The organism is Actinomyces ihuae (genome assembly GCF_001457875.1).
Lineage (GTDB): Bacteria > Actinomycetota > Actinomycetes > Actinomycetales > Actinomycetaceae > Pauljensenia > Pauljensenia radingae_A.
The window spans coordinates 59,099-83,861 of sequence record NZ_CZPX01000004.1 but is presented as its reverse complement, the minus strand read 5'-3'; the positions used below and the strand labels follow the sequence as shown (position 1 = coordinate 83,861).

The 24,763-nt window shown below is 56.4% G+C and carries 21 protein-coding genes; 12 read left to right on the top strand and 9 right to left on the bottom strand.

Annotation, left to right across the window (positions count from 1 at the left end):
• Positions 1-27 precede the first annotated feature (27 nt).
• From BN3002_RS01535 to BN3002_RS01510, 6 genes are all read left to right on the top strand, one after another.
• Positions 28-810 (top strand): TorD/DmsD family molecular chaperone, encoded by a 783-nt coding sequence (locus BN3002_RS01535; RefSeq protein ID WP_058236298.1) that lies wholly within the window; start codon positions 28-30, stop codon positions 808-810.
• The gene (locus BN3002_RS01530) at positions 810-1,502 is read left to right on the top strand and encodes a TorD/DmsD family molecular chaperone (protein ID WP_058236297.1); all 693 of its coding nucleotides are present in this window, start codon (positions 810-812) and stop codon (positions 1,500-1,502) included. The genes BN3002_RS01535 and BN3002_RS01530 overlap by 1 nt, the downstream gene beginning before the upstream one ends.
• Positions 1,499-2,371 (top strand): hypothetical protein, encoded by an 873-nt coding sequence (locus BN3002_RS01525; RefSeq protein ID WP_154955688.1) that lies wholly within the window; start codon positions 1,499-1,501, stop codon positions 2,369-2,371. Before BN3002_RS01530 ends, BN3002_RS01525 begins: the two co-directional genes overlap by 4 nt.
• A 115-nt stretch (positions 2,372-2,486) precedes the next feature.
• Positions 2,487-2,861 carry a TOBE domain-containing protein gene (locus tag BN3002_RS01520; RefSeq protein WP_058236836.1) on the top strand — a complete coding sequence of 125 codons (375 nt, stop codon included), beginning with the start codon at positions 2,487-2,489 and terminating at the stop codon, positions 2,859-2,861.
• A 36-nt stretch (positions 2,862-2,897) separates the two neighbouring features.
• Positions 2,898-3,746, top strand: a complete 849-nt coding sequence (modA, locus tag BN3002_RS01515) for a molybdate ABC transporter substrate-binding protein (RefSeq protein ID WP_058236295.1) — start codon at positions 2,898-2,900, stop codon at positions 3,744-3,746.
• A 64-nt stretch (positions 3,747-3,810) separates the two neighbouring features.
• Positions 3,811-5,379, top strand: coding sequence for an ABC transporter permease (locus BN3002_RS01510; protein WP_058236294.1), 1,569 nt, complete (start codon positions 3,811-3,813; stop codon positions 5,377-5,379).
• A gap of 115 nt (positions 5,380-5,494) precedes the next feature.
• Here BN3002_RS01510 and moaC read toward each other — a convergent pair whose 3' ends face one another.
• From moaC to BN3002_RS01495, 3 genes are read right to left on the bottom strand one after another with little or no spacing between them, the layout of a single operon-like run.
• Positions 5,495-5,983 (bottom strand): cyclic pyranopterin monophosphate synthase MoaC, encoded by a 489-nt coding sequence (gene moaC / locus BN3002_RS01505; protein WP_058236293.1) that lies wholly within the window; start codon positions 5,981-5,983, stop codon positions 5,495-5,497.
• On the bottom strand, positions 5,980-7,281 hold the full coding sequence (locus BN3002_RS01500; RefSeq protein WP_058236292.1) for a molybdopterin molybdotransferase MoeA: 1,302 nt from the start codon (positions 7,279-7,281) through the stop codon (positions 5,980-5,982). The genes moaC and BN3002_RS01500 overlap by 4 nt, the downstream gene beginning before the upstream one ends.
• A gap of 49 nt (positions 7,282-7,330) precedes the next feature.
• Entirely contained in the window at positions 7,331-8,140 is an 810-nt protein-coding gene (locus tag BN3002_RS01495) for a HesA/MoeB/ThiF family protein (protein ID WP_058236291.1), read from the bottom strand.
• A 151-nt stretch (positions 8,141-8,291) separates the two neighbouring features.
• Between BN3002_RS01495 and BN3002_RS01490 the strand changes: the two genes are divergently transcribed.
• Entirely contained in the window at positions 8,292-9,284 is a 993-nt protein-coding gene (locus tag BN3002_RS01490; RefSeq protein WP_058236290.1) for a molybdenum cofactor biosynthesis protein MoaE, read from the top strand.
• A 149-nt stretch (positions 9,285-9,433) separates the two neighbouring features.
• Here the strand turns inward: BN3002_RS01490 and BN3002_RS01485 are convergent, their stop codons facing one another.
• The 5 genes from BN3002_RS01485 to BN3002_RS10695 all read right to left on the bottom strand — a co-directional run bounded on the left by BN3002_RS01485 (position 9,434) and on the right by BN3002_RS10695 (position 14,877).
• A complete protein-coding gene (locus BN3002_RS01485) occupies positions 9,434-9,691 on the bottom strand; it encodes a MoaD/ThiS family protein (RefSeq protein ID WP_058236289.1) in 258 nt (85 codons plus the stop codon).
• Positions 9,692-10,774, bottom strand: a complete 1,083-nt coding sequence (gene moaA, locus BN3002_RS01480) for a GTP 3',8-cyclase MoaA (protein ID WP_257525397.1) — start codon at positions 10,772-10,774, stop codon at positions 9,692-9,694.
• Between the two features lie 95 nt (positions 10,775-10,869).
• On the bottom strand, positions 10,870-11,502 hold the full coding sequence (gene mobA, locus BN3002_RS01475) for a molybdenum cofactor guanylyltransferase (protein WP_257525396.1): 633 nt from the start codon (positions 11,500-11,502) through the stop codon (positions 10,870-10,872).
• Between the two features lie 338 nt (positions 11,503-11,840).
• Complete coding sequence (locus BN3002_RS01470; protein ID WP_082628476.1) at positions 11,841-13,781, bottom strand: glycoside hydrolase family 2 protein; 1,941 nt, start codon at positions 13,779-13,781, stop codon at positions 11,841-11,843.
• A 52-nt stretch (positions 13,782-13,833) separates the two neighbouring features.
• Positions 13,834-14,877, bottom strand: a complete 1,044-nt coding sequence (locus BN3002_RS10695; RefSeq protein ID WP_074026145.1) for a LacI family DNA-binding transcriptional regulator — start codon at positions 14,875-14,877, stop codon at positions 13,834-13,836.
• A gap of 185 nt (positions 14,878-15,062) precedes the next feature.
• Here BN3002_RS10695 and BN3002_RS01460 point away from each other — a divergent pair, with 185 nt between their 5' ends.
• The 5 genes from BN3002_RS01460 to BN3002_RS01440 all read left to right on the top strand — a co-directional run bounded on the left by BN3002_RS01460 (position 15,063) and on the right by BN3002_RS01440 (position 23,304).
• Positions 15,063-16,412 carry an ABC transporter substrate-binding protein gene (locus BN3002_RS01460; protein WP_082628475.1) on the top strand — a complete coding sequence of 450 codons (1,350 nt, stop codon included), beginning with the start codon at positions 15,063-15,065 and terminating at the stop codon, positions 16,410-16,412.
• An 8-nt stretch (positions 16,413-16,420) separates the two neighbouring features.
• A complete protein-coding gene (locus BN3002_RS01455) occupies positions 16,421-17,305 on the top strand; it encodes a carbohydrate ABC transporter permease (protein ID WP_058236285.1) in 885 nt (294 codons plus the stop codon).
• Positions 17,302-18,252 carry a carbohydrate ABC transporter permease gene (locus BN3002_RS01450; RefSeq protein ID WP_058236284.1) on the top strand — a complete coding sequence of 317 codons (951 nt, stop codon included), beginning with the start codon at positions 17,302-17,304 and terminating at the stop codon, positions 18,250-18,252. Before BN3002_RS01455 ends, BN3002_RS01450 begins: the two co-directional genes overlap by 4 nt.
• A 599-nt stretch (positions 18,253-18,851) precedes the next feature.
• Positions 18,852-19,049, top strand: coding sequence for a hypothetical protein (locus BN3002_RS01445; RefSeq protein WP_058236283.1), 198 nt, complete (start codon positions 18,852-18,854; stop codon positions 19,047-19,049).
• A gap of 142 nt (positions 19,050-19,191) precedes the next feature.
• A complete protein-coding gene (locus BN3002_RS01440) occupies positions 19,192-23,304 on the top strand; it encodes a phosphodiester glycosidase family protein (RefSeq protein WP_058236282.1) in 4,113 nt (1,370 codons plus the stop codon).
• A gap of 101 nt (positions 23,305-23,405) precedes the next feature.
• On the opposite strand, the gene BN3002_RS01435 is transcribed toward BN3002_RS01440, so the two are convergent.
• On the bottom strand, positions 23,406-24,749 hold the full coding sequence (locus BN3002_RS01435) for an alpha-L-fucosidase (RefSeq protein WP_257525393.1): 1,344 nt from the start codon (positions 24,747-24,749) through the stop codon (positions 23,406-23,408).
• Positions 24,750-24,763 lie beyond the last annotated feature (14 nt).

Below are 24,763 nucleotides of genomic sequence, written 5' to 3'. Positions count from 1 at the left end.
CGCTGATTCATCCACGATAAGACACTGATGCTTGATATTGATTCACTCGACGCTTTCAGCGCCGCCTTTTCCGTACTTGGCGCTCTGCACCGCGTGCCGGCGCGCGACACGACGGCACGCAGCATTCAAGGCATGCTCAGCGACTGGCCGCTGCCTGCCAGCGGCGCTTCAGCAACGGGTATTGACCTGCTGCGTACCAGCTGTAACGAAGATGAGTATTCGCGTTGGTCGGATCAGGATGCGCTCTACGGCATCTCCGCGCGTGCACAGATCCCACCCTACGAGTCTGTTCACCGCGGCACTGACGGCCTGATCTTTGGCGTGGAGACTTTGCAGGTGCGTCAGTATTACGCGGCTCTGGGCTATGAGGCGCCACGACTGGGCAAAGAACCCGATGACCACATCGGTCTTGAACTCGACTTCATATCAAAAGCGCTGCTGGTCGTACTCGATCACCTTGAACAGGGCGACAGTGATCAGGCAGAAGACGCCCTCGTCCTTGCCGCATCTTTTACGTACACGCACCTGCTACAGTGGGCGCCTCAGATGCTGGAAAGTGCGGTCGAGCTTGCCCGGACACGTTGGGTACGCGGCCTGATCGAGCTGACCGGTGGCACGCTCGAGCAGTGGAAACAGGCTCTTGAAGATGACGGTCATCCTCTCGAACGCTATGTGCCGGATGAGGCTGCCCTGCACGAGGGCGACCTGACTGCATGCCAGGATGCACAGCGAAGCGGTGGCCCGGTGCCAGTGAAGATTCAGCCGGCACCGTCGCACTCCGCCTCACACAGTTGGCTGAGCGACCTGTGATGACCGCTTTCGATCCGTTGAGCGCGCCTGACGCATCCGATGTGATCAGCCGGGGCACACGAGTGGGCACAGTCGCCTCTGTTTTGTCGATGCTCTTCGCATCCACACCCGAGACAGGCGTTCTGCATAACGTTGCGAACCCCGAGATGCTGCGGTTGTGGCCGCTGCGAGATGACGACTCACTGGAAGCGGCGCGACAACTTGCCGCTGCCGATGAGAGTGCCCGCCAGATTCGCGATGAGTATCTGCTGGTTCTGGGCTTTGGCGGCCCTATCCCGATGACGGAACGCGCTGCGGGGCTGGCGCAGCGTAATGCGTGCGCAGACCTCGACGCTTTATATGCCCGCCACGAATTCCCGACCGTCATGTTGCGCGATGTGCCTCTTGATCACGTGGGCGTGGAGATCGCCTTCGCCGGGCACCTGGCGACTGCTCTTGCCCTGGCGTGGCGCACGCGCGAAGCCGCCGCATGCGCGCAGCAGGCTCACAGTCTCGGCGATTTTCTCGATCACCACCTGGGCCCACTTGCAGCGCGTGTCATTCACGGGATCCGCACACAGTGCGCAACTGCGACGTATCGTGCGGCGGCTCTTCTGCTCACTGGGATGCTCAAGGAAAGCGTGGCGCTCGCCGATTTTGCCGTGCACGCGGATCCAGGCCAGGCGACTTCCAGCGAAACCGACATCTCATGAGCGCGATGCAGGCGGTGCTGCGGTGGCTCGGCGCCTTCGATCCGGCGCACCGCCTGGTGCTGGTGTGTGACCATGAGGCGGTTCCCCCGATCAGCTCTGGAGATGCGGCCCTGGTGTGGGATAGCTGCCTACACACCGTGACCGCTTCTGATACAGCACAGCTGCTGGTCCAAGGTGCCGAGGCTGTTCACTTCGTCCCCTGTTCGGAGCACCCATCGCAGTGCCAGGATACTTTGAAGCATTTGCGCAACATTTTCGGTGACCTGCTCGGCGCCTATAAGACTCCCCGACGCGCAGCCCATCGTCCACGTGTCACTTGGATGGCACACGTGCAGATGCCCCGACGTGCCCTGCTTCCTGTGCCCTCGGATTCGGCGCTGACAATCTCAGCAAGCAACGAGTGGAGAAGCTTCGAAGCTTTCCATGAGTTGGCTGACCAGCGCGCCATCGTCCGGCCCGCGGTATTCGCCGATACCGACCGGGTGCACATGCTGCGCTGTTCGACGTGTTCGGCTCAGGTCGTTCACTGTCAGGTCAACCAGTCCGCAGGCATCGATGCCTCTCAGGCGTTCCACGATTTTTCGGCGCTGTGTCCGGCATGCCAGGTCGCTGTCCATTACTGTCCCGCGCACACCACTCAGGACGAGCAGGGCGCGGCGCTTCTCGCACCTTTCGAAGCTGACGAACAGCGACGCGAGCAGACTGACCTGACGCCATGCACAAAATGCCACAACTTGCATCCCGCGTCGGAGGGCGCTCTGTGCGCGCTGTGCACATTCCGCATGGCGCACCCCTTTGATGCCGCGATTCCTCGCGACGTGTGGGGAACCTTCCCTGAGGACGTGCGCACGCAGTTGCGCGGCATCTGAGCCGCATGGTCGTCTAGCCTGTAGAGTCCCGCAATGCGGGGGTTTGCCGTACCACTTCCGCAAATGCGGCATTAGTGACGAGATAGTTCCGCTATTACCCGATAGGATGATGAAGATGAATTATCGTATCTCGGAAGTGTCAGAGCTGTTGGGAGTCTCTGACGACACGATCCGTCGATGGATTGACGATGGACGCATCGAATCAGCCGAAGGCTCGTCACCCCGTGAGATCACGGGCGAGTCGTTGGCGCGTTATTTGATGTCCACTAACAACCTGTCAGGTAGCCACACGGCGTCGAGCCGTAACCTACTCAAAGGCCTGGTTCTGGAAGTCGAATCAGACAAAGTCATGAGCCAGGTCGTCATGCAGTGTGGCCCCTTTCGAGTCGTGTCACTGATTTCAACCGAGGCAGTACGAGACCTCGATTTGAAACCTGGCGTCATCGCGCGTGCGCAGATCAAAGCAACGAACGTCGCGATCGTCAAGTAACTCGCTCGCGGCCATGCCGCAATGAAAGGATGAACAATGCTTCGCAAATTTGGTACCAGCTTTGCGCTGCTGGCAACGGCAGCATGTGCACTGGCAGGATGCTCCGGTGGCGGCTCAACAGAATCTGAGCAGTCCGAACCCGCAGCTGCCCTTCAGTCAGAAACTTCGCAAAGCTCCGAGGCCGCTTCCGCGTCAGAGGGTCAGAACTACGGTGACATCACTATTTTCGCCGCAAAATCTCTGACGAAGTCCTTCACCGAACTCGGTGAAGCGTTCGAGGCGGAGAACCCAGGCTCGAAAGTGACGTTCAGCTTTGACGGCTCGCAGAACCTGGTCGACCAGATTCACCAGGGCTCCCCCGCCGACGCATTGTTCACCGCCGACCAAAAGAACATGGACAAGGCCGCTGAAAATGGCGACGTCGAAGCTGATGCCTCCTACGCCACCAACACACTGGTCATGGTGGTTCCCAAGGGCAACCCCGGCCAGGTCGAAGGCTTCACTACCGAAGCGCTCGAAGGTAAGAAGCTCGTGGTGTGCGCCGAGGGCGTCCCATGCGGCAACGCCACCAAGACTCTGGCTGAAAAGAACGGCGTCACTTTCCAGGCCGTGTCCGAGGAGCAGAACGTAGGCGACACGCTCGCCAAGGTTGAAACCGGTGAAGCTGATGCCGGACTCGTGTACAAGACCGATGCCATGTTATCAGACAAGGTTGACGTCATTGAGATCGAGAATGCCGATCAGGTTGTCAACGATTACCGCGTGGCTCTGACGAAGAGTGCGAAGAACAAGGAAGGCGGACAGGCGTTCATCGACTTCATCCTCTCCGACAAGGGTCAGCAGGTCCTCGACGCCTACGGATTCACTGCTCCGACTACGAAGTAAGCAGTACATACCGACATCCATGTGTGACCCGCTTCGGCGGGCCACACTCACGTAAGGGGCATTCGTGAAACTGAAATACGCGCCGTGGCTGACGGCACCGGGGATCCTGGCCGCACTGTTCCTGGTATTCCCGCTGCTCACGATCTTTGTTCAGACGCCGTGGACTGATTTTGGCCGCTTCATTTCCACTGATATTTCTCAGGATGCCCTCTGGCTGTCACTGAAAACGTGCGGAGTATCGGTCGCGCTGTGCGTGTGTCTGGGCGTTCCCCTCGCATTCGTCCTGGCGAATCTGCCGGATGTGTGGTGGACGCGGTTGCTGCGCACAATCGTCACCCTGCCGATGATGTTGCCGCCGGTGGTGGCTGGCTTGGCGCTGCTGCTCACCTGGGGGCGGCGTGGCCTGCTCGGCCAGCACCTGTCGGTGATCGGCATCGAAATCGGCTTCACCTCCATCGCGGTTGTCATGGCGCAGACCTTCGTCGCCATGCCGTTCCTCATCTCCTCTCTTGAGGGTGCGATCCGCACCCGTGGAAACGAATACGACGAAGCCGCCCGCGCGCTCGGCGCCTCGCGTACCCGTACGTTCTTCCACGTCACCTTGCCCGTCATGTTCCCGTCGATCCTGTCAGCAGCTGCCATGTCATTCTCTCGCGCGCTGGGCGAATTCGGTGCGACGATCACATTCGCAGGCTCGCTGCAGGGCACCACCCAAACCATGCCGCTCGCCATTTACCTGCAGCGTCAGTCCTCCACAGAAGAAGCGCTCGCCCTGTCAGTCGTCCTTCTCACCATGGCAATCGTCATTCTGTTCGGAGCGAATCTCCTCGCTGTGCACCTTCCCGGTGTCCGCCCTGCAACCGAGCGGAAACCATACAGCGATCACGCGCAGCGAATTGACGAGGATGCCCTCGACACTCCCCTTCCCGACGAAAACAAGACGGACAGCGTTGACCACTCCAAGGGGGATTCGACCACTGCCACTGCTGCGCGTCCCTCATCGAGCACGGACATCGATGTCGATGCGGAAGTGGCTCAACGTGGAGTAATGCTGAAGGTGCACATTCCCGGCGGTCAGATGACGGCCGTCATGGGGCCGAACGGTTCAGGCAAATCGACGCTGCTGGGGCTGATTTCTGGCACAGTGACTGCGTCCAGCGGTGGAGTCACGTTCTCGCAGCCGTCACCCAGGATCGTCCTACTGCAGCAAAAACCGTTGCTGTTCCCACATATGAGTGTGCTCAAGAACGTGGAGTTCGGGTTGGGTTCGTGCGGAGCGTCGCGCGCCGATGCACGCAGGCGCGCAATGGCTGAGCTGCGGGCGGTGCGAATGGATGGACTGGCGGATCGTCGTTCCACGCAGCTGTCGGGAGGCCAGGCTCAGCGGGCTGCCATTGCCCGCGCCATGGCGTTGGATCCGGACATTGTGCTGCTCGATGAGCCAATGGCCGGGCTGGATGAGCGGTCAGCGCAGTCGGTGCGCACTGAGCTGGAACGCCGCATGCGCACCTCTCCCTTTACCGGCGTGCTGGTAACGCATGATCCAGAGGATGCCGAACAGCTCGCTGATTTCAACGTGCTGATTCGCCACGGCCGTGTCGATCGTGCAGAATCGGTCGACTCCGCTTCCTGAGCATCCAGCCGGGGCGTTGGACCCTCCATTACCCAGCCAACTGGCGTCCGGCCATTGCTTGAACGTCCATCGGGTCAGCGGCTAGCTGCCTGACGCACGACCCAGCGACTATCGTTCAGCCAGCGTCAGGCTCAAATCCGGGGCGATACCAGTCGCCCGACCGCCCGCCAGCCTTGTGGATGATCTGGCAGTTGGTGATTCTGGCTGAACGATCAACGCCTTTCACCATGTCAATAATCGCCAATGCGGCCACCGAAACAGCGGTAAGCGCCTCCATCTCCACTCCCGTGCGATCTGCAGTTCGGACCGTTGCGCGAATCAGCACCCGGTCCGCGCCCAGTTCAAGATCCACTTCGCAGCCGTGCACGCCGATGACATGAGCCAACGGCAGCAAGTCAGGCACCTTCTTTGCCGCCGCGATTCCCGCAATGCGCGCCACTGCCAGCACATCGCCCTTGGGGACGGTTCCGTCGCGTAGCGTCTGCATGATCTTCGGAGAGCACTCAACCTCGCCAATAGCTGTTGCTTCTCGAACGGTTGGCTTCTTGGCGGTGACGTCCACCATGAAAGCACTGCCGTCTTCATTCAGATGCGTCAGTTTCATCGCGCCCTCCCTAACCACATCACATCAACCAGATCGCCAGCCTCCACCTTCGCACGTTCAGCCGGCACGCGCGCCAGAGCGGCTGCACCGGCAAGGGAGGCCACAAAATGAGACTTCGAGCCGCCGTGGCTGGACGGGTAGATCAGCACGCCATCAGGTGCGACAGTGCCACGCTCGTCCCTGTTGCACTCCCCAATCGTAACTTTCCGCTCGCGGGCAGTGACCGGAAGGAACTGTACGCGGCCAGGTTTGCGTGACCAACCGGTACCTGCGCGAACCGTGGTAAACAGTGCATCAAAATCGACGGGAGGCTCACCGGCGAGCGCGCGCATCAGCGGCACGGCAAACAGGTGCCAGGAGACGAAAACGCTGACGGGATTGCCAGGCAGGCACAGAATCGGGATGCGGCGCGCAGAATGACCCGCAGGCTCGAGCACACCACATCCCTGGGGCTTACCCGGCTGCATCCCCACCTTCACGAACTCCACGCCGTATGCCCGCAAAGCGGCTTTGACCACGTCAAACGCGCCAGCCGAAACGCCGCCTGCCGTGATGAGCAGGTCAACCTGGTCGAGGATATCCTGCAGATCCCTCATGAAATCTTCCACTGTATCGGCGTGGAATGCGCGGACCAACGGCACCGCACCGGCTTCACGGACCATGCCTGCCAGCAGGATTGAGTTGGAGTCCGGGATCTGCCCGAGGGCAAGGTCAGCTCCAGCCTCGCGCAGCTCCTCCCCCGTCGTGATCACTCCGACACGCACCTGTGAACGTACCGCCACCTGCCCGTATCCCACAGAGACGAGGGCGGACAGGTGAGCTGCGGTCAGGTGCGTTCCTGAAGGATAGAGCAGGTCGCCCTCGTTGATGTCCTCACCGCGTCTGCGCACATTTGCGCCTGCAGGAACTGTCGCGGTTGGAACAATCCGGGCGGGCGGATCTGGCGCCATGTTGGCTCCGGCGTCCTGTGTGTTTTCAACCGGGATCACCGCGTCGGCGCCCTCCGGCATCGGCGCACCTGTCATGATGCGTATGGCGCAGCACGCGGGAAGAACTGGAATATCAGTGCGGCCGGCGGGAATATCGTCTGAGACACGCAGTGCGTGGCCCTCGCGTACCTCGTCAGCACGCACGGCAAAACCGTCCATCGCGGAGTTTGTGAACGGTGGGACGGCGAAGCGTGCGCGGATGTCCTCAACCAGAACTCGCCCCAGAGCTTCGTCGATGGGAACAGTACTTTCCGGAAGAGGCTCGCCCAAGGCCACCACGTCGCGATAATGATCGGCAACGTCTTTCATCTGCTTGTTCCTTTCTTCTGCGCGTGCGGTTCCTTACGGCATTTCAGGCTTACTCCGGGTGACCGGAGATGCGCGTTGAAGTCCGCCGCTTAAATGTCATGTCCCGTAGTTGCCCCGCAGCTGTGTCGATGAACGCGACACGTCCCAGCAGGAGCTGCCCGTATCCGGCGGCAAGTTTAGTCACCTCTCCTACCATAAGGGATCCGACCATCCCGGTGATCGGACCGATGACAGGCGAGCTCGCTCCCTCTGGGACCACGTCTTCTCGCGGCGCGCACGCATACAGGTCAGTGAGGCGAACCTCGACGGGTACGCCCGCTGTACGCGCAGCAGGACCGCTCCAGAAGGTTGAGACTTGCCCGGCAGCTCCCAGCACGGATCCCCACACTTCAGGTTTACCCAAGCGTGTGGCCGCCGCGTCGATAAGGTAACGGGTGGCGAAATTGTCCGTGGCGTCAACAATGATGTCGAATGGCTCGAACAGGTCATCAACATTTTCAGTCGTCAGGCGCAGGTGGTAACACGTCACGTCCACGTCCGGATTGAGATCAGCGATCCGTCGCGCTGCACTGTCTGTTTTCGCTTGTCCGAGCTCGCTCATGGAGTGAATGACCTGGCGATGCAGATTCGACGTATCCAGTACATCGGAATCCACGATGCCGATGTGACCAATGCCGGCACCTGCCAGATACATCAGCACCGGCGAGCCGAGCCCTCCGGCCCCGATCACCAAAACCGACGTGCCCAGCAGTCGGCGCTGGCCTTCTTCTCCCATGCCGTCGAGCAACATCGGGCGCGCATAGCGTTCGCGTTGTTCGTCGGTCAGTGCCGTGCCGGCTCTTCCAAGCGCTGTGATCATCACCCACCTACTGTACGCGAGTCGAATTGCTGATGAACTGGCGCTGCAACGCTTACCGTGTCAGACCAGTCGCCCTCGGACATGCGCGTAAGAAAACGCGGAGCAGCGGTGCCCGACGGACGGGTTGTTGGCCGCTTCGAGGCGCGTGAGTATGATTGCCTTCATGCCTCATGTTGCGGTGGTCACGATATCTGACAGGTCTGCGGCCGGAGTACGAACCGACCGTTCCGGGCCGCTCGCACAGAAATTGCTGAGCGAATATGCGCAAGTCAGCGGTGTGGTCATCGTCCCTGACGACGCTGACGCAATTACCGCCGCGATCAGGGATGCTGTTGCCGGCGGAGCCAACGTCGTGTTCACCACGGGCGGCACAGGCTTTTCCACGCGTGACGTCACTCCCGAGGCGACCATGCCACTGTTGTCGAAGCGGGCCGAGGGCGTCGAGGCGGCTTTGCGTTCCAATCCGGAGGTTCCAGCTGCCGCGTTGTCACGCGGGGTGTCAGGCGTCATCGAGTGTGAGGGGCGGCGCGCTTTCGTTGTCAACGCTCCTGGGTCAACGGGCGGAGTGCGCGATGCTGTGGCCGTAGTCGGCCCGCTGATCTCGCACATCACCGAGCAACTTGCTGACGCTGACCACACGGCGCCCGCCGAGCAGATCGGCCAGTCGGCTCATCAGCGTGCCACCCATGCGATCCAGAGCCGCGGGGTCAGCGACGGTTCAGATGCGCGCGTTGTGATCGCAGAAGTCACGGATCAGCCTATCGATGTGACCGCGTTGCAGGAAGCGGTGCGCGATTCTCAAGCAGGTGCCGTGGTTCTTTTTGATGGCCGGGTGCGCAACCATGATGACGGCAAGGGCGTGGTGTCGATTGACTATGAAGCGCATCCCGATGCCGGCATAGTGATTGAACGGATTGCCCGAAGATGTGCGCACGGGTCAGGTGCGATCAAGCTGGCGGTTCAGCATCGCTACGGTCACCTTGAGGTGGGTGACGTGGCGTTTGCGGCTGCGGCGTCGGCGGCGCACCGGCGCGAGGCGTTCGCCCTGCTGAAAAGTGCGGTTGAACAGGTCAAAGCCGAGTTGCCGGTGTGGAAAAAGCAGGAGTTTGTCGACGGCTCACACGAGTGGACAGGCAGCGCGTAGGGAACGTAGGGTGCGAAGGCTGCGCGCGTGACGCACAGGTCCCGTCCTCGCTCTATCCAACAGCTGCGCACGTGGCGCGAAGTCTCGAGCTACCGGAATCCTGACGGCGTGCGTGTGCCAACAGCTGCGCCCGTGGCGCGGAGTCAGAATTATCCGCCGGCAAATGGTGGCAGCACTTCGATCTGAATGTTGTCTCCGAGCTGACAACGCTCCGCCTCGCTGATGGTCTGGCCGTCGATAATCAGAGCACACACCCCGACGAGGTCTGCAAAATGCGCTGACTTTCCTACGGCTAAGCAGGCCCGCAATTCGGCCGCGTCTATTGACTGCGGCACGTCAACGGTTTCGGTGCGCGTGCCAGCTGCTTCTGCTGCACCAGCGAAGTACGTGACGTGAGCTCGAGTCATTTATCCTCCGATCGCGCTCATGGGGCGGCGCGGTTTCAAGAAGTCTGGGTCATTGATCCCGTGACCCGGTTGTTTACCCCACATGGCAAGTCGCCACGTCTGCGCGATGTCCTCGTCGGTGGCGCCTGTGCGCATCATCGTGCGCACATCAGTTTCTGAGCGGGCAAAAAGACAGGTTCGGATATTCCCATCTGCAGTCAGGCGTGTGCGGTCACATTCGCCACAGAAAGGTCGTGTCACTGACGCAATGATGCCGAATCTGCCGCCTGGGTGATCGGCACCTGACATCACATCCCACTCTTCTGCCGGGGAGGCTCCTCGTTCCCGATCGGGCCGATGAGCCAAATCAAAGTGTGGGCGCAATGTGTCCAGAATGTCGTCGCGAGTGATCATATCTTCGCACTTCCACGATCCGCGCGGTCCAAGTGGCATGAATTCGATAAAACGCAGTTCGTATCCGTTACGCAGCGCGTGCCGAAGCAGCTCTGGCGCCTGATCCTCGTTCACACCCGGCATCAGCAGCGCGTTCAACTTGACTGGACGAAGGCCGGCCTGGGCAGCCGCAGCAGCTCCCTGAACCGCATCATCGAATCGGTCCCGTCGGGTCATCATGCGATAGCCCTGGCGAGTCGCCGAATCCATTGAAATGTTGACTCGCTGAAGGCCGGCGCGCGCCAGAGCTTCAGCTCGGTGCGTCAGGCCCAGACCATTGGTCGTCATGGATAGATCTGGCCGCGTCCCTTTCCAGGTACACAAACTCGCCGCGTATGACACAAGTTCTTCCAGGCTGCGGCGCATCAACGGCTCGCCGCCGGTGAAGCGTATTTTTTCTATTCCGCACTGCTGAACGCCAATATGGATCATCCGTTTGATTTCATCATCTGTGAGGATTCGGTCAGGGGAAGAAAACTCCACACCTTCTGCAGGCATGCAGTACTGGCATCGCAAATTACACCTGTCAGTTACCGAGATGCGTAGATCTCTGGCGACTCGCCCAAACTGATCGAGTAACACGGGAACATCCGGGCGCTTTGCCGGATCAAGACGTGCCTGCATCAGTGGCATATTCAATGCGATGCCCAAGAAACCTCCTCCGCAATGCACCTAGTGTAAGGAGCCTAGTTTAGCAGCGCAGATCAGCGAACTCTTTGCGCACAACTAAGGCAGTCTGCTCGGCATCAAAGATCAGACCGCGCCTCCCGCCCGTCATCGGAAAGCAGGTATTCTTCGAGCGTTGCGACTTCTTCCCACGTGTCCACGTCAAACCCGCATTGCGACTGATCCGGTACGCCGACAAGATGCGCATCTGAAAACGCTCGCCGCAAGGACTTGTTGCGCACGTGATCGCGCATGACATCTTGCAGGAATTCGGATCGATAGATTCCCTGGGTGAGTTGCAGAATGTCGCCTTCTGGCGTGTGCTGAACCGGTACTGCACCGTCGCATGATTCTGCTTCGAACGCTTCTAGCAGCGCCGGGAATAATCGCGCCGACAGTGGTGCATCACACGTCATGAATGCCACGAGGGCGCCCTCGTCAATCGTGAGCGCATGGAATCCCGCAGCATAACCGGCCAGCGGCCCGCCAAAAGGCGGATCCTCGAGTATGCGGATGACGCTGGGCGGCACTGACACTTCGGGGGGCGCCACGACGACGATGCGTGCGCGAAGGGCGGTGCGGCTGATTTCGGCAAGCGCATGATCGAGAAGCCTCTTTCCCGCGACCATCACGTCCGGTTTGGACACTCCACCCATGCGGGCTGCGGTTCCGCCTGCCAGCACGAGAACGCCTGCAAGATGATGCATGCTCATGTCGGGCTCCCCTTGTTGGCCATGCGCAGTGGACATGCGGGCAGGCTCAGTAGTGGCTTTGGGTTGCGAACTGTCACGTTCATGTTACCTTCCCGGCTGAGGACCAATCCGGGAAAACTCCTTGGTCGCGTGTCATCTGACCAATCCGAAGATGGACACCGTCCAATCATGAAAATGTACTCAGCGCCGTGCCACCATCCAGGCATCCCCATAAGGAGCAGAGCGAAATCTAGGACACTCCAGTACAGGGCACTGATCGTCCCCCGATACGCCCACCACAACGCGTGGAACTCAAAAGCAACAGAAAATGTTCTATAACCTCAAAGGTTCCGGTGGCCTCACTCTTTTTCATATGCTGCCGTTCTTTCTTGAATGGCACGCAACTTTTCATGATCGAATTTGGGCGTGCGATCAAAATTGACGATTCCGTTTTTCTCTTGGAAAACATCTGTCAGCTGGGTGTAGCAGTACCCAAACATGTTGCTGTCGCAGCTGAGAACTTGTACTAATCCCTCGAATCGTTCGTAAAACTCCTCCAGACTGTTCACCCTATCTCCGTAGCCCCACGATTCAGCTTGATCGTTGTTTCCTCGTCGATTTCTTGCCTCTTCCTCATTCCACCAGATGCCGCCAAATTCCGACACGAAGAAGGGCTGGCCGTCGTAATCAATCGAAAAACGCCCATCTGCAAAGGGCATCGTGTTGTCTTCCAAGACCACTCGATTGACATACGGTTTTCCGTCTTTCAAACCTGCTTGTTCACGTTTAAACGCTGCAGGATCTTGCTCATAAGAATGCGAATCATAGATATCTGCGCTGCGGACTCTGTGCGAATACCCGGATGCATCAAGCACGGGGCGAGTCGGATCTGCCAGCTTTGTGGCCCAGTACATTCCCTGCGTGACATCATCCAGCACTGTGATGTGGTCATGCAGCACTTGGTGCGTCTCATTTAATGGGCACCATCCGATGATACTTGGGTGTGAAATATCCCGGTTAAGTGTTTCAATCCATTGCGTAACGAACGACGCAGTAGGCTCCTGATTGTATCCAAGAGGTCCTCGACCAGAAACTCCCCAGTCTCCGAATTCTCCCCAGAGAAGATAGCCGTACATATCGGCCCAAAACATCATGCGCTCTTCGAAAACCTTTTGATGAAGCCGCGCACCGTTAAACCCGGCAGAAAGAGCCAGTTGAATATCTTCGACAATTGCATCATCACTCGGTGCAGTCATCAAGGAATCTGGCCAATATCCCTGGTCCAGGACCAGTCTCTGGAAAATCTTCTTCCCATTTATCCGGAACTCGTTGCCCTTAATTGAGATAGAACGAAGACCGCAATACGACGAAATTTCATCCCTGATCGATCCGTCCTCGTTTGCCAGCAGTATCGTCAGTCGGTATAGTTCTGGATCTCCCGGTCCCCATATACGAACTTTTTCAGCAGGAATCTCCACTACGACTTTTGGAGATAGATCCTTCCCAACTGCTACGTGGGCCGACGCGACAAAGTCTCCCTCAGGTTCACTCACAACGACCTTCAGTTGACCATCACATACGCTCCTCGAAACCGAAGCTGTCACTTCAAAGCTCTGCGTTCCCATATTCGGAAACACCTTAACTGACTTAATATGCTCCCGCGGGACGCCTTCCAGCCAAACAGTCTGCCAAATTCCTGTCGTACGCGTGTATTGGCAGTGTGTCGAGTCATACCACGTAGCCTGCTTTCCGCGAGCCTGAGGCATGCCGCGTAAGTCGCGAGCTCGAACAACAACAGTCGCCTCTTCACCGGCACCAACCACACCATCCAAGTCTGCGTCGAATGGTGTAAAGCCGCCCCGATGCCGTGCCACCTCGACTCCGTTAACCCAAACCGTCGTATCGTGATCGACCGCTCCGAAATGCAAAACCGGTCGGATATCATCGTCTTTCCATTCGGATGGAACTGTCAGCGTTTTTCTATACCAGACCGCGTTCAAGAAATCAGTGTTTTCAATTCCCGACATTTTCGACTCAGGCGCAAATGGGACTTCGATAGAATCAGCTAACTGCCGATCCAGCAAACCCCTCTCACGGCCAGAGTCTCCAGGGTCAACCTCAAATTCCCATTGACCATTGAGATTGACCCAATTCTTCCGAGCAAACTGAGGTCTAGGGTGTTCAGGCTTACATGACCCACTCTCCTTATCTGCGGGCCCATCTAGAAGTGCGGCCAATTTTCTTGCTCTTTCACGCACGTCATCCAGAGATGTTTTTTTCTCAGCCTGCTTATTCACCATTTCAAATTCCTCTCATATTTCAATCGGCAAATTGTGAAATTCTTCAGCTATCTCACGATGATTCTCTAATGATCATTTCATGTTGAACCACAAAAGAAATGCCAGGCCCCACAGTAGTAACCGAGCTATAACTTGCCCTCTCCAGAAATCGGTCATCACCAACTGCCAGAAACAATGCAAGACGTGCAAGGGAGTCCAAATCAGGAGAAATAGTAGTAAGTGAGGGCAACGAGCTTTCACTCTCTGGAATATTGTCCCACCCGGCTACACGCACTGTCTCACCGACCCGAATGCGTTGTTCACGAAATGCATCCATAGCTCCCAGGGCAAGAAGATCATTTCCTCCAATAACGACATCTCCAACTTTCCCCAGGGATTTTTCGGACTGGATCAATTGTTTTGTCAACCGATATCCCTCTTCGCGACTCCATTCCGCACTGGAGACGAACAACCTCCTATCAGGAGAAATCTGCGCTTTGTCCAACTCGGCGGCGACGCCTATGAGGCGTTCAGATCCGGTGGACGACGCACCATGTTGAGCCCCTAAGAAAACAACTCTCTGCGTATTCTTTCCGATTAGATGCCTTGTCAGTTCAGCAGCACTAGCCACGTTGTCAATCGATACGTGATGCATTGCCCCACGATCGGTAACTGCTTCGCCTAGGAGAACAACCGGCATATCATCTCGTTTTACTAGACGCTTCGTCGTATCGGGTAAAGTTGGAGAAATAATCAAGGCATCTATTGATCGTGATAATTGGCCTAACACATAGCGACGCTCTATTTCACCATGTTGTCCACTCAATTCAATTTCTATAGTATAATCTGCTTGATTTGCAATGATATGAAACTTTTCTGCCAACCTTGCGAAATATGGGTTAGTCAAATGTGGTATTACAAGCCCTATTCTTCTGGTGGCATGACCTCTAATATCGCGCGCGGAAAAATTCGGAATGTAGTTGAGATCTTTCACTGCGGCCATTACCCGATCTTTGGTGTCAGGGCTGACGCATGGTCTTCCGTGCATGACATTCGATACCGTTTTCCACGACACACCTGCGCGCGCTGCCACGTCTTTGATGGTTGCTCTTTTCACTTTAGGGCAGGTACTCCTGGTTCTCTAGGCGCTCATCAATGAGCGACATTCAGACTCTCCTCGGTGCTGCTTCATTTGACCTCACTGCAGTCAAGTGCCATACTCTCACGTGAGAATTCAATCTGCAATCTTATTGCAGCTTTTTCCGCCAATCAACGTTGATCAGGAAGGTGGCATGTTTGGTCGTGGATGATCAGGACAATATGCTTTCTAGCAGTGGAATCTCACGGCGCTCTTTTATAAAGGGTTCCGCTTTAGGCTTGTTCGGTTTGGGTCTTAGTGCACTCGGCTTAACATCCGGTCTTTCTGGTTGCTCGTCTTCAGCATCGCAGAAAGTAACGGTGAGCGTGTGGGACTTGTTCAGCGGAGCGGATGGCGCGAATACGCGCGCGATGATCGAGTCAATCGTCCAAGAACATCCTGGCCTATTCGTTGCTCCCACTACTCTCAGCTGGGGAAACCCTTATTACACCAAGTTGGCGATGGCATCGGCTTCTGGCGCACCACCTAGCACTGCGATCATGCACGTTTCGCGCATGCCTGGTTTCGCACCTGGAGGCCTTATTGAGCCGTGGGACATGAAGCTGTTTCAAGAATTTGACGTAGGTCCGGAGTACTTTACTGATGCGCTATTTGGCGCAGGAACATACGAAGGCAAGCAGTTCGCTATTCCTCTCGACACCCATCCTTTTATTACTTTCTACGACCAGGATGTCGCAGACAAGGCCGGTGTGCTCGGCTCCGATGGACGACTCAAGGTCGATTCAGCCGAGGCCTTTTATGAAGTCGGCGTCAAACTGGGTGAGGTTATCGGTGGCCCGGGCGTGGCGTTCGGTTTCCAACTCGACACTGCGCAAGCATGGCGTCTTTTCTGGGGACTTTATAACCAAACCGGTGGTGGATATGATTTTTCTGCCGGACAGCGGGCACAGCTGGACATTGACAAAGCGGCCCAAGTAGTTGAGGCCGTTCACATGTGGATGGACGGCAAGTGCATGGCAAAAGACCAAGACTATGGCGGAGCTTTATCTGCTTTTAACGGAGGCAGGAATGCTCTGATTTTCTCCGGGGTTTGGGAGTTAAACGGATTCATTGAAAACGTACCTGCGCTTGCAGCCTCACCGACTCCCACTATGTTTGGTCAACCTGCCAACTACGCCGACTCGCATACCTACGTTTTGCCGACTAATCGCCGCATGACTGACGATCTTCGCCAAAAGACCTATGAATTCGTTGCAGCAATGCTGAAGTTGGGCGACCGCTGGGGCAAAGCCGGCCACATTCCTGGATATCTGCCTTCTCAGGAAAAGCCGGACTATCAGAAACTAGAGCTGCAAAATCAATATGCAGATGCAGCACAGACCGTGATCTTTGATCCACCTGTCTGGTATGCCGGGGCAGGAACTGACTTCCAAAATCGCATGTGCCAACACCTGATTGAAGGATTCCGAGGCACCACCGAGCCAAAACGAGTAATCGAGCAAATGCTTGAGACCGCATCGTCAATTGCCCAGCAACCTAATCCAACCGAGTAAAGATCGTCATGAAAACACAATCAAAACTAGCTTCCCGCGGAACAGTTTGGTTCGCACTTCCGTATATGGTCGTATTTACTCTTTTCCTGATTACTCCTATTATCTGGGGAATTTGGATGAGCTTCACGAACCAATCGCTAGCCTCACGAAACGTTAAGTTCGTAGGTCTTCAGAATTATATTGAAACCCTCACAAGCGCCGAAATGTGGTCCAGCCTTGGTAATACTATCTTTTTCACCCTCATTTCGACCATCCCTCTGGTGATGCTCTCCTTCATCCTCGCTTACCTCGTTGTCACAGGTTTACCTGGCCAATGGCTCTGGAGACTCACATTCTTCGCTCCGTACCTCCTGCCGGTATCTGTCGTTACCGCGATGTGGGGAGTGATGTATGCAAATGACTTTGGATTTATCAACGGGCTTTTACAGCATCTGGGAATTGATCAAATCGGCTGGCTCAGCGACAAACAAGTGGCAATGTGGTCAATTGCCCTTACGACCGTGTGGTGGACCATAGGATTCAATTTCCTCCTATACCTGTCAGCACTGCAAAACATACCCGATCAAATCTACGAAGCAGCACAAGTTGACGGCGCTGGATCATGGAGACGTTTGATCTCAGTGACACTGCCCCTTATGAAGTCGACAACAATCATGATCGTCCTATTGCAGATTCTTGCATCGCTTAAAGTCTTCGATCAGATTTTCCTGATGACCGCTGGTGGACCAGATGGTGCGACACGTTCGATTATTCAGTACATATATGATGTCGGCTTCAGCGGATACCGCGTCGGGTACGCTTCAGCTGTTTCTTATGTTTTCTTTGCTCTGATCGTGCTTGTGTCAATCATTCAAATCACCATCGTTAATCACAAACCAGAGGAGCAACGATGAGCACTACCCAAACTGCTAACAAAATTGGTATGAACGATTTATCTCAGACGTCATCGACGCGTCGTTCTCTCCGCTTGGTTAAGTCTTCTGAAAACTCTAAGGCGCGTTCCTTAACACTGGGAAATTCTGCGGCAGCGCAAATTTCTGCTTTTGCAGCACTAGCAACTGCCGCTTTGGCATGGGCCATACCAATTCTTTTTGCGCTTCAGATGTCTTTCAAAAAGGAAACCGATGCCTCTGCGGCGCCCCTTCAGTTCTGGCCTTCGCAAGGATGGACTTTTGAAAACTACATAGCGGTGTTTAAAGCAGGTGATATTCCATTATGGTTGTGGAATTCCTTCATCGTTTCTGCAGCCGTCACCCTCATTACGCTTCTTGTTTCTGTTCCAGCAGCGTACGTGTTTTCTCGTCATGACTTTCCGGGTAGAAAGATATTCTTCGCGTTGACAGTTGCTGCGATCATGGTTCCGCCACAGATCCTCATTGTTCCGCTATTCGAACAGATGAGGTTTATGCGACTGTCAGACACCTTGGCAGGTGTTGCGTTGCCACAAGTGGTGGCACCGTTAATGGTTATCGTGATGAAGAACTTCTTCGATCAGCTGCCCGTAGAGCTAGAGGAAGCTGCCCGTCTAGATGGTGCCTCGAACTTCAAGATTCTTACTTCTGTGGTTCTTCCGCTATCTCGCTCGATTGTTGTAGCCGTGGCCATCTTTGTTTTTATTGGATGCTGGAACAATTTCCTTTGGCCATTTATCATTACGAACTCGCCTGACCTCATGACGATCCCCGTTGGTCTGGGTACTGTCAAGAACGCCTATGGCGTGCAATACGCTCAGGGGATGGCTAGTGCTGTCATAGGCGCCTTGCCTCTTGTCATCGTATTTATGATTTTCCAACGTCAGATTGTCAAAGGATTCGCAACAACAGGAATGGGCGGGCAATAGGAACGAAGCAAGCAAGATTGTCAAGTGTCGTGGGCCTGGTTCCACTTCTTGTTCTGAAGTCTCCAGCCGAGGGACTTAAGTTGTTCATTGCTGATCTTCCTGCCTAACTGACGATTTTGCGACTAAACGAATCAGTCCCAAACACGGCAAAGAACCACAGCAAGTGCGCGCCTAGGTAGTTGCCGGCTAACAGCCACAGTTCATTGTGCTGTGTCTGACTTAGACCGGCGCTGCACCTAGGTCGAAAGCACGTGTCGGATGTCTGCGCGTGGCCACGTCGTCGCAGGAGAGCAGCCTCTAGGAGCGTCGCAGATTTTCAGTACATCTCATCAGCCTGACAGCTTGGTTTTGGGCAACATTTCAGCCGGCACGCCAGGCAGCAGGCCCTATTTTTCGCACCCATCAGCCCCAGAAGCCTTCGTATGAATACTCCGTAGTTCTTAACAAACAATTTATCACGAACGCATCTCGCGCTAGTAGGGCGCAGCTTGGCATCCCCATCGCCGCAACAGATTGTAGATTGGCCACCAGCATGCCCGCCAAGTCTCCGGTAGCTCGACCGGACATGGAAACAATCCCCATACACATCATTAAGAGCAATGGCGATGATGTGTGTATTCCTGCCAACAACCGGTAACAACACAACCAGAACACTTCAGTTCGAAGCTACTGCTGCCGTCCCGTTTGACATCACCGAGGCTGAGTTGGATAGGGCGTCACTTTCCCGTCACGGTCCGATCACCTCGTGGCAACAATCAGGTGCCATGGTGATTATTGAAGCCCGCCACGATGGTTGACGCTGCGCAGCTTCACATTCAGCGCCAGCGCTATTGCCCATCAGCACAGTACGCGACCTTATTCACGAATACGGTGCCGCTATCGAGCCGTGCGCAATTCTCCTGCAGGCTTCACGACTACGTAAGAGGAAGGATCAAGAAGATGCTCCGAAATGCATCACGTGTAGCAACCACTTTGCTGGCGTCGATGTTGGCGATCGCAGGGATTGGGATCGGCTCCCATCCGCTTTTCGCTGCGTATGCCGAATCTCCCGCAGATGTTGCGGCATCCGGATATCTAGACCTGACAATGAGCGGTCAAGCCAGCGTGACCCGACAGGAAGAAACACAGGTTGGACCGGGAATCATGTTGACTGAGTTCGAGCGCCTTGAACCACGAGGGTGGCAGCAGGGCGCAGTTCTCGACGTCGACCTGACCAATCCTGAGGTATCACTGGACTACCTCGATTCAGGTATCGTCGCCGACACGGCCACCCTGGTTGAAATGACTCAAGTAACAGATGACATCAAAGCCGCGGTCAACGGTGATGGATTCGACATCAACAACTCAGGAGCTGCCAATGGTGTTGGTGTGGATCCATCTGAAGGAATTGTGAAGAGTTCAGTTCCCGGCAGACCGATCCTGTCTTTGGTGATGGATCATAACAAGATCGCGTCGATCACCGATGCAACTCTTAAGGGAAGTGTTTCCGCGCAGGACTGGACCACGCCCATTTCCTCCGTCAATACTCAGGGCCTTGCCTCCGATGCAGTAACCGTATATACCTCCCGATGGGGAGAATACCAACGCGGCTCGGGAACGCTGCAGAAATATCCTGACGCGTTGGAAGTATGGCTTGATTCTGATCACCGTGTGGTCAAGACTGCGCAGAAACTCGGACAGGAGGCTATTCCAGCTGGTCAGACGGTTGTTGCCGCAGGGCAGGGTGAAATCAGAGACCATCTGGCTTCACTGGCACTGGGCGACGTCGTCAATGTCGAATATCAGGTTGTCACGTCAGATAATGAGGAACCCCTCTTCGCAATAGGTGCATTCCACCCGCTGGTGCGCGCGGGACAAAACGTCGCAACAGATAAATCGGTGCACCCTCGCACTGGTGCCGGTATCAATACTGATGGGACTCGTTTGATTCTTGCTGTCATTGATGGACGCTCGTCAAATTCCCGAGGTATGACGCTTCCGGAATTCGCTGATTTCTTCCTCCAGCTGGGTGCAAGCGACGCAATCAATCTTGATGGCGGTGGCTCATCCACAATGGTGGTCAATGATCCAGGCGACCAGGATGTCACGGTGGTCAACACGCCTTCTGACGGATCGCTGCGCGCCGATGGCAATGGACTGGGAGTGGGCGTCAAGAAGGGATCCGGACAGCTGACCGGCTACGCTGTTTCGCCGCTTTTCCAGGCAAACGGAGCTAAACGCCTGTTCCCCGGCTTCCATCGTCAACTTGTCGCCAAGGGCTTCGATGAGAATTCTTGGTCGGTTGATCAGCCGGTTCAGGAGTGGACATCCAGTGACCCTGCGATCGCAACTGTAGATGCGGACGGCCTCGTCACTGCTGTGGCTGCCGGCTCGGTCACAATTACTGCCACGAACGGGAATGCTTCGGGCTCTGTTGAGCTGAAGGTACTTAACGAGATGGATCGTCTGCTGATCACACCAAACACGCTGTCGATTCCTGACCCGAACGTGACACGTTATGCCAATGTCATGGGATATGACTCCTTTGGATTCGGAGCTCCCATTGAAGTGGCTGACATCACCGCTTCCGGGGCGACCGGCCTGGTCGACATTACTGCGGGGAAGAACGCGTCGCTTGCTCTTCATCCGCTTGTTGAGTCAGGCGCAGGAACGCTGACGATACAGGCCGGCGATTTTTCACAGCAGCTCGCCGTCATGGTGGGCACGTCACGCATGAAGATCACGTCAATGGAAGGCGCTGATCAGTACACGAATTACGGTGCTCGCACGACGACCTCGTCGATTGCTGTGTCGACTGAAGGCCACACCGGCGAGGACGACATCACAGCGGGCATTAAGGACACTGAAGCCATTGCACTGACCAATGGTTTCAATAAGCAAGGTGGTACACGCACCAACAACATCAAACCCAATGCCGCAGCCGAGCACTATGTCCTCCCCCAGGGCAACGTGATCGAAGTGGGCGCATGGTTCAAGGATGACGGTACTCCGGGAAACCAACCGATGGTGTATTTCGCCGTTTCCGATGCTAACGACCAGTGGAAGTGGCTCTACGCTCAGCCACGTATTTCAGGGAACGACTGGCAGTACATCTCCGTTCCGGTCCCCCAGGACATGGCAATGCCTGTGCAGGTTCAACGCGTGGCAACGTATGAGACTGTCGGTAGCAAACAGTACGTGTCGACGACGCTTATCGACGACATTGAAGCGGTTGTCGCACCTTTCGCCACCGCGCCGGAAGTCAGTGTGTATCAGGATCCATCCGTCGATCAGGCCGGATCAACTGATTCGTCTCCACTTCGGGTCGCGATCATTTCCGATGCACAGTTTGTTTCTGAAAACCCGAATTCATCTCTTGTGCAGGCTGCCCGCCGCGTGCTGCGCGATGTGGTCGCACAACGCCCTGATCAGATCCTCATCGTCGGCGATTTCACTGACGAGGGCGAACAGGGCGACATGGAACTCGCCAAGCAGATACTTGACGAGGAACTTGCCGGCACCAACATTCCCTATACGTATGTTCCCGGCAACCATGAGGCGATGAAGGCCGATGATCTTGCCCCCTTCAAGGCTGTTTTCGGTGACACCTACACGGCGCAGACCGTCAAGAACACGCGGATCGTTACACTCGATTCGCATCCATACAACCTGTCGCATGATGCCGCACAGATCAAGTGGTTCGAGCAGCAGCTCAACGATGTGATCACCGATCAGGACACCACCGGGTTGATTCTGGCTCTGCATCATCCCACCCGCGACAATCTGACGAACGCCTCTGCGCTGAACGATCCGCAAGATGCAGCGCTCATTGAGCACTGGACTGCGAAGGTTCGTGATGCCGGCAAGTCGGTGCTCGTCGTCAACGCAGGCGTCGGAGCTTTCGATGTGTATCAGGTTGATGGCGTGGTCCACGTGACGAACGGCAACGCAGGCAAGGGACCGCACTCTACACCGGATCGTGGTGGATTCACAGGCTGGACCATGTTGGGAATCAATCCAGACCAGGGCCTGTGGCGAGATTCCGCTGGCGAATGGCTGAATCTTGAGATTCGCCCATTTGTCGACGAGCTGACAATTGAGGGACCAACCCAGCTCACTCAGGACGATCCCATCAAACTGACTGGCACCATTGTTCAGCATGAGGGCGATTCTCAGCGGGATGTACCGGCAGCCTGGCCTGTGTCGTTCCTGTGGTCATCGGCTTCTCCGCTCGTGTACGAGGGCGACCCATCCGCTGCTCCAGCGCATGCGGCAGCGGCTCTCGATTCGTCCACAGGAGAGCTGGTTGGACTTGAACGCGTACTTGTTGACGGGCAGATCGTTGTTCCCGATGAGAATACGCGTGTGGTGAACGAGGGTGACGGCGTCAAAACGGAGAGCCGTGACGTGCCGGTGACTTTGACTGTCAACGGCACGTCGAAGAGTTATCAGGTCTCAGTTGTTCTTCCTGTCGCTGAGCGTGTTGAACCCGTGTTGACTCCGTCGGTAAGCGCTGAATCTGCTCAAATTGAACGCGGCGAGATGCAGGCGTTCAAGGCCAGCGGTTTCCAGCCGAATGAGCAGTTGAGCTTTATCGTCCACTCTGAGCCCATTGAGGTGGCAACTGTTACCTCTGATGCAGAGGGGAATGCGGCTGTGCAGTGGCGCGTACCTGCAGATTTCCAGGTCGGACCACACACCGTTGAGGTGACAGGCGTGGCGTCGGAAAGCACTGCGTCGTCTCAGTTCGAAGTTGTTTCCGCATCTCTTCCAGATCCGGATTCACCTGGCGATCCTGACAAACCGTCACATCCAGATACACCTGGTACTCCCGACGGCAATGGCAACTCGTCAGGGACGCCGTCGGATACGAATGCCGGCCAGGACGGAACCCTCGGCGCCGGCCAGACGTCAGCGTCTGATCCGACTGGTCGCATCACGTCGTCGCACGGCTCTGCTTCAGGGCTGGCACAAACGGGAGCGCACACTGCTTCCCTGCTGATGCTGAGCAGTCTCTTCGCTCTTCTTGCGATGGGAGTGTCGGCGAATCGCCGTCGCCATGCCGATCGGTAGAGCGTGATGTGAGTTCCTCACGCGTTGAGGGGGGAAGGAACAGCTGTTCCTTCCCCCCTCAGTGCGCAGTGCAACTATTCGCTGCAGCGGAGCGGTAGGCGCTACTTGCTCAATTCAATAATCGCCGGCCCTGCCCAGCCCGCCTCGCACGAAATGTGCAGGCATGTGCCGTCCTGATCCACGCGTACTCCCTGGACCGGGACAACCGTTGCGACTGAAGCGTCAGTCAGCTCGACATCGAATTCGGCGCTGTCCACTGTCGGATCTTCCGGAGCAGCGAAGAGGAACTCGGTGGTTCCGTCTGATCCCACTTCTGCCCATGCACCATCAGACGCGGACGCAGTCGCCGATCCACGATGGTCAATTCCAGCCAGTATCGGATGTGCAACCTGCATCCATCGGCCGATCGCCCGCAGTGAATCTGCCTGCCACTCGGGAATGGTTCCGTCCGCCTTGGGGCCAACGCCAAGCAGGATTCGTCCGTCACGCACTGCTGCGTCAACGATCGTGTGCAGCAAGGTACGCGGATGCGGTCCGTTTTCAGGGCCTTCAACCTGGTTGTAACCGAATGACAATCCGAGTCCGCGGCAGTTTTCCCAGATACCCAGGTCCTCATTGTCAAGGTTCATCTGATACTCGCTGGTGACATAGTCGCAGTGCGGCACCTTCCACCTGTCATTGACGACGCCTTCAGGGCAGGCTTCGTAGTAGCGGGCAAAAAGCTGACCGAGTCCGTATGGTTCGGTCGTGTTCTTTGCCGCATCGGGATAGTTGATGTCGTTCCACAGCACGTCCGGATGGTAGCGCTCAACCAGCTCATCAATATGCGCGGCCGCGTACTTGGCGTATTCCTCATCACGAGGACGATCCCCTTCGTTGACTGATTCGTGTGTCGTATGAGGCGGGAATGGTCGCACATGCCAGTCAAGGCCACCGGAATAGTATGTGCCGAATCGCAATCCGGCCTTGCGTGCAGCGTCAGCGTAGGCTCCGACCAGATCCTGGTGCGGTCCGCGCTTAACCGTGTTGCGGTCTCCTGTCCCCACAGCGTCCCATAAGGTGATGCCGTCGTGATGTTTGGTCGTCAGTACGACGTAGTCAGCGCCTGATTCCTTGAACAGCTCCATTAGTTCGGAGGCGTCAAAAGAGTCCATGTGCCACTGATCCAGCAGGTCGTCATAGTCACAGCCGCCCCACTCCTTCCTGTGGTGTTCAGCTGCAGGCGAGCCGGGGATACGGATCGTGTTGTAGTACCACTCCGCGTAGGGATTGTGGGTGAACCACTCCAGTGGATCCTCGACAGTTCCCAGTTCTGCCGTGGGCTCCGCCCATGCGGGAAGTGAATACACCCCCCAGTGAACGAAAATGCCAAGCTTGGCGTTCTTGAACCACTGCGGTGTGGGCCGCTCCAGATCTGACCAGTCCATGTTGTCCTTTCCTGACATTATGAGTATCTCTC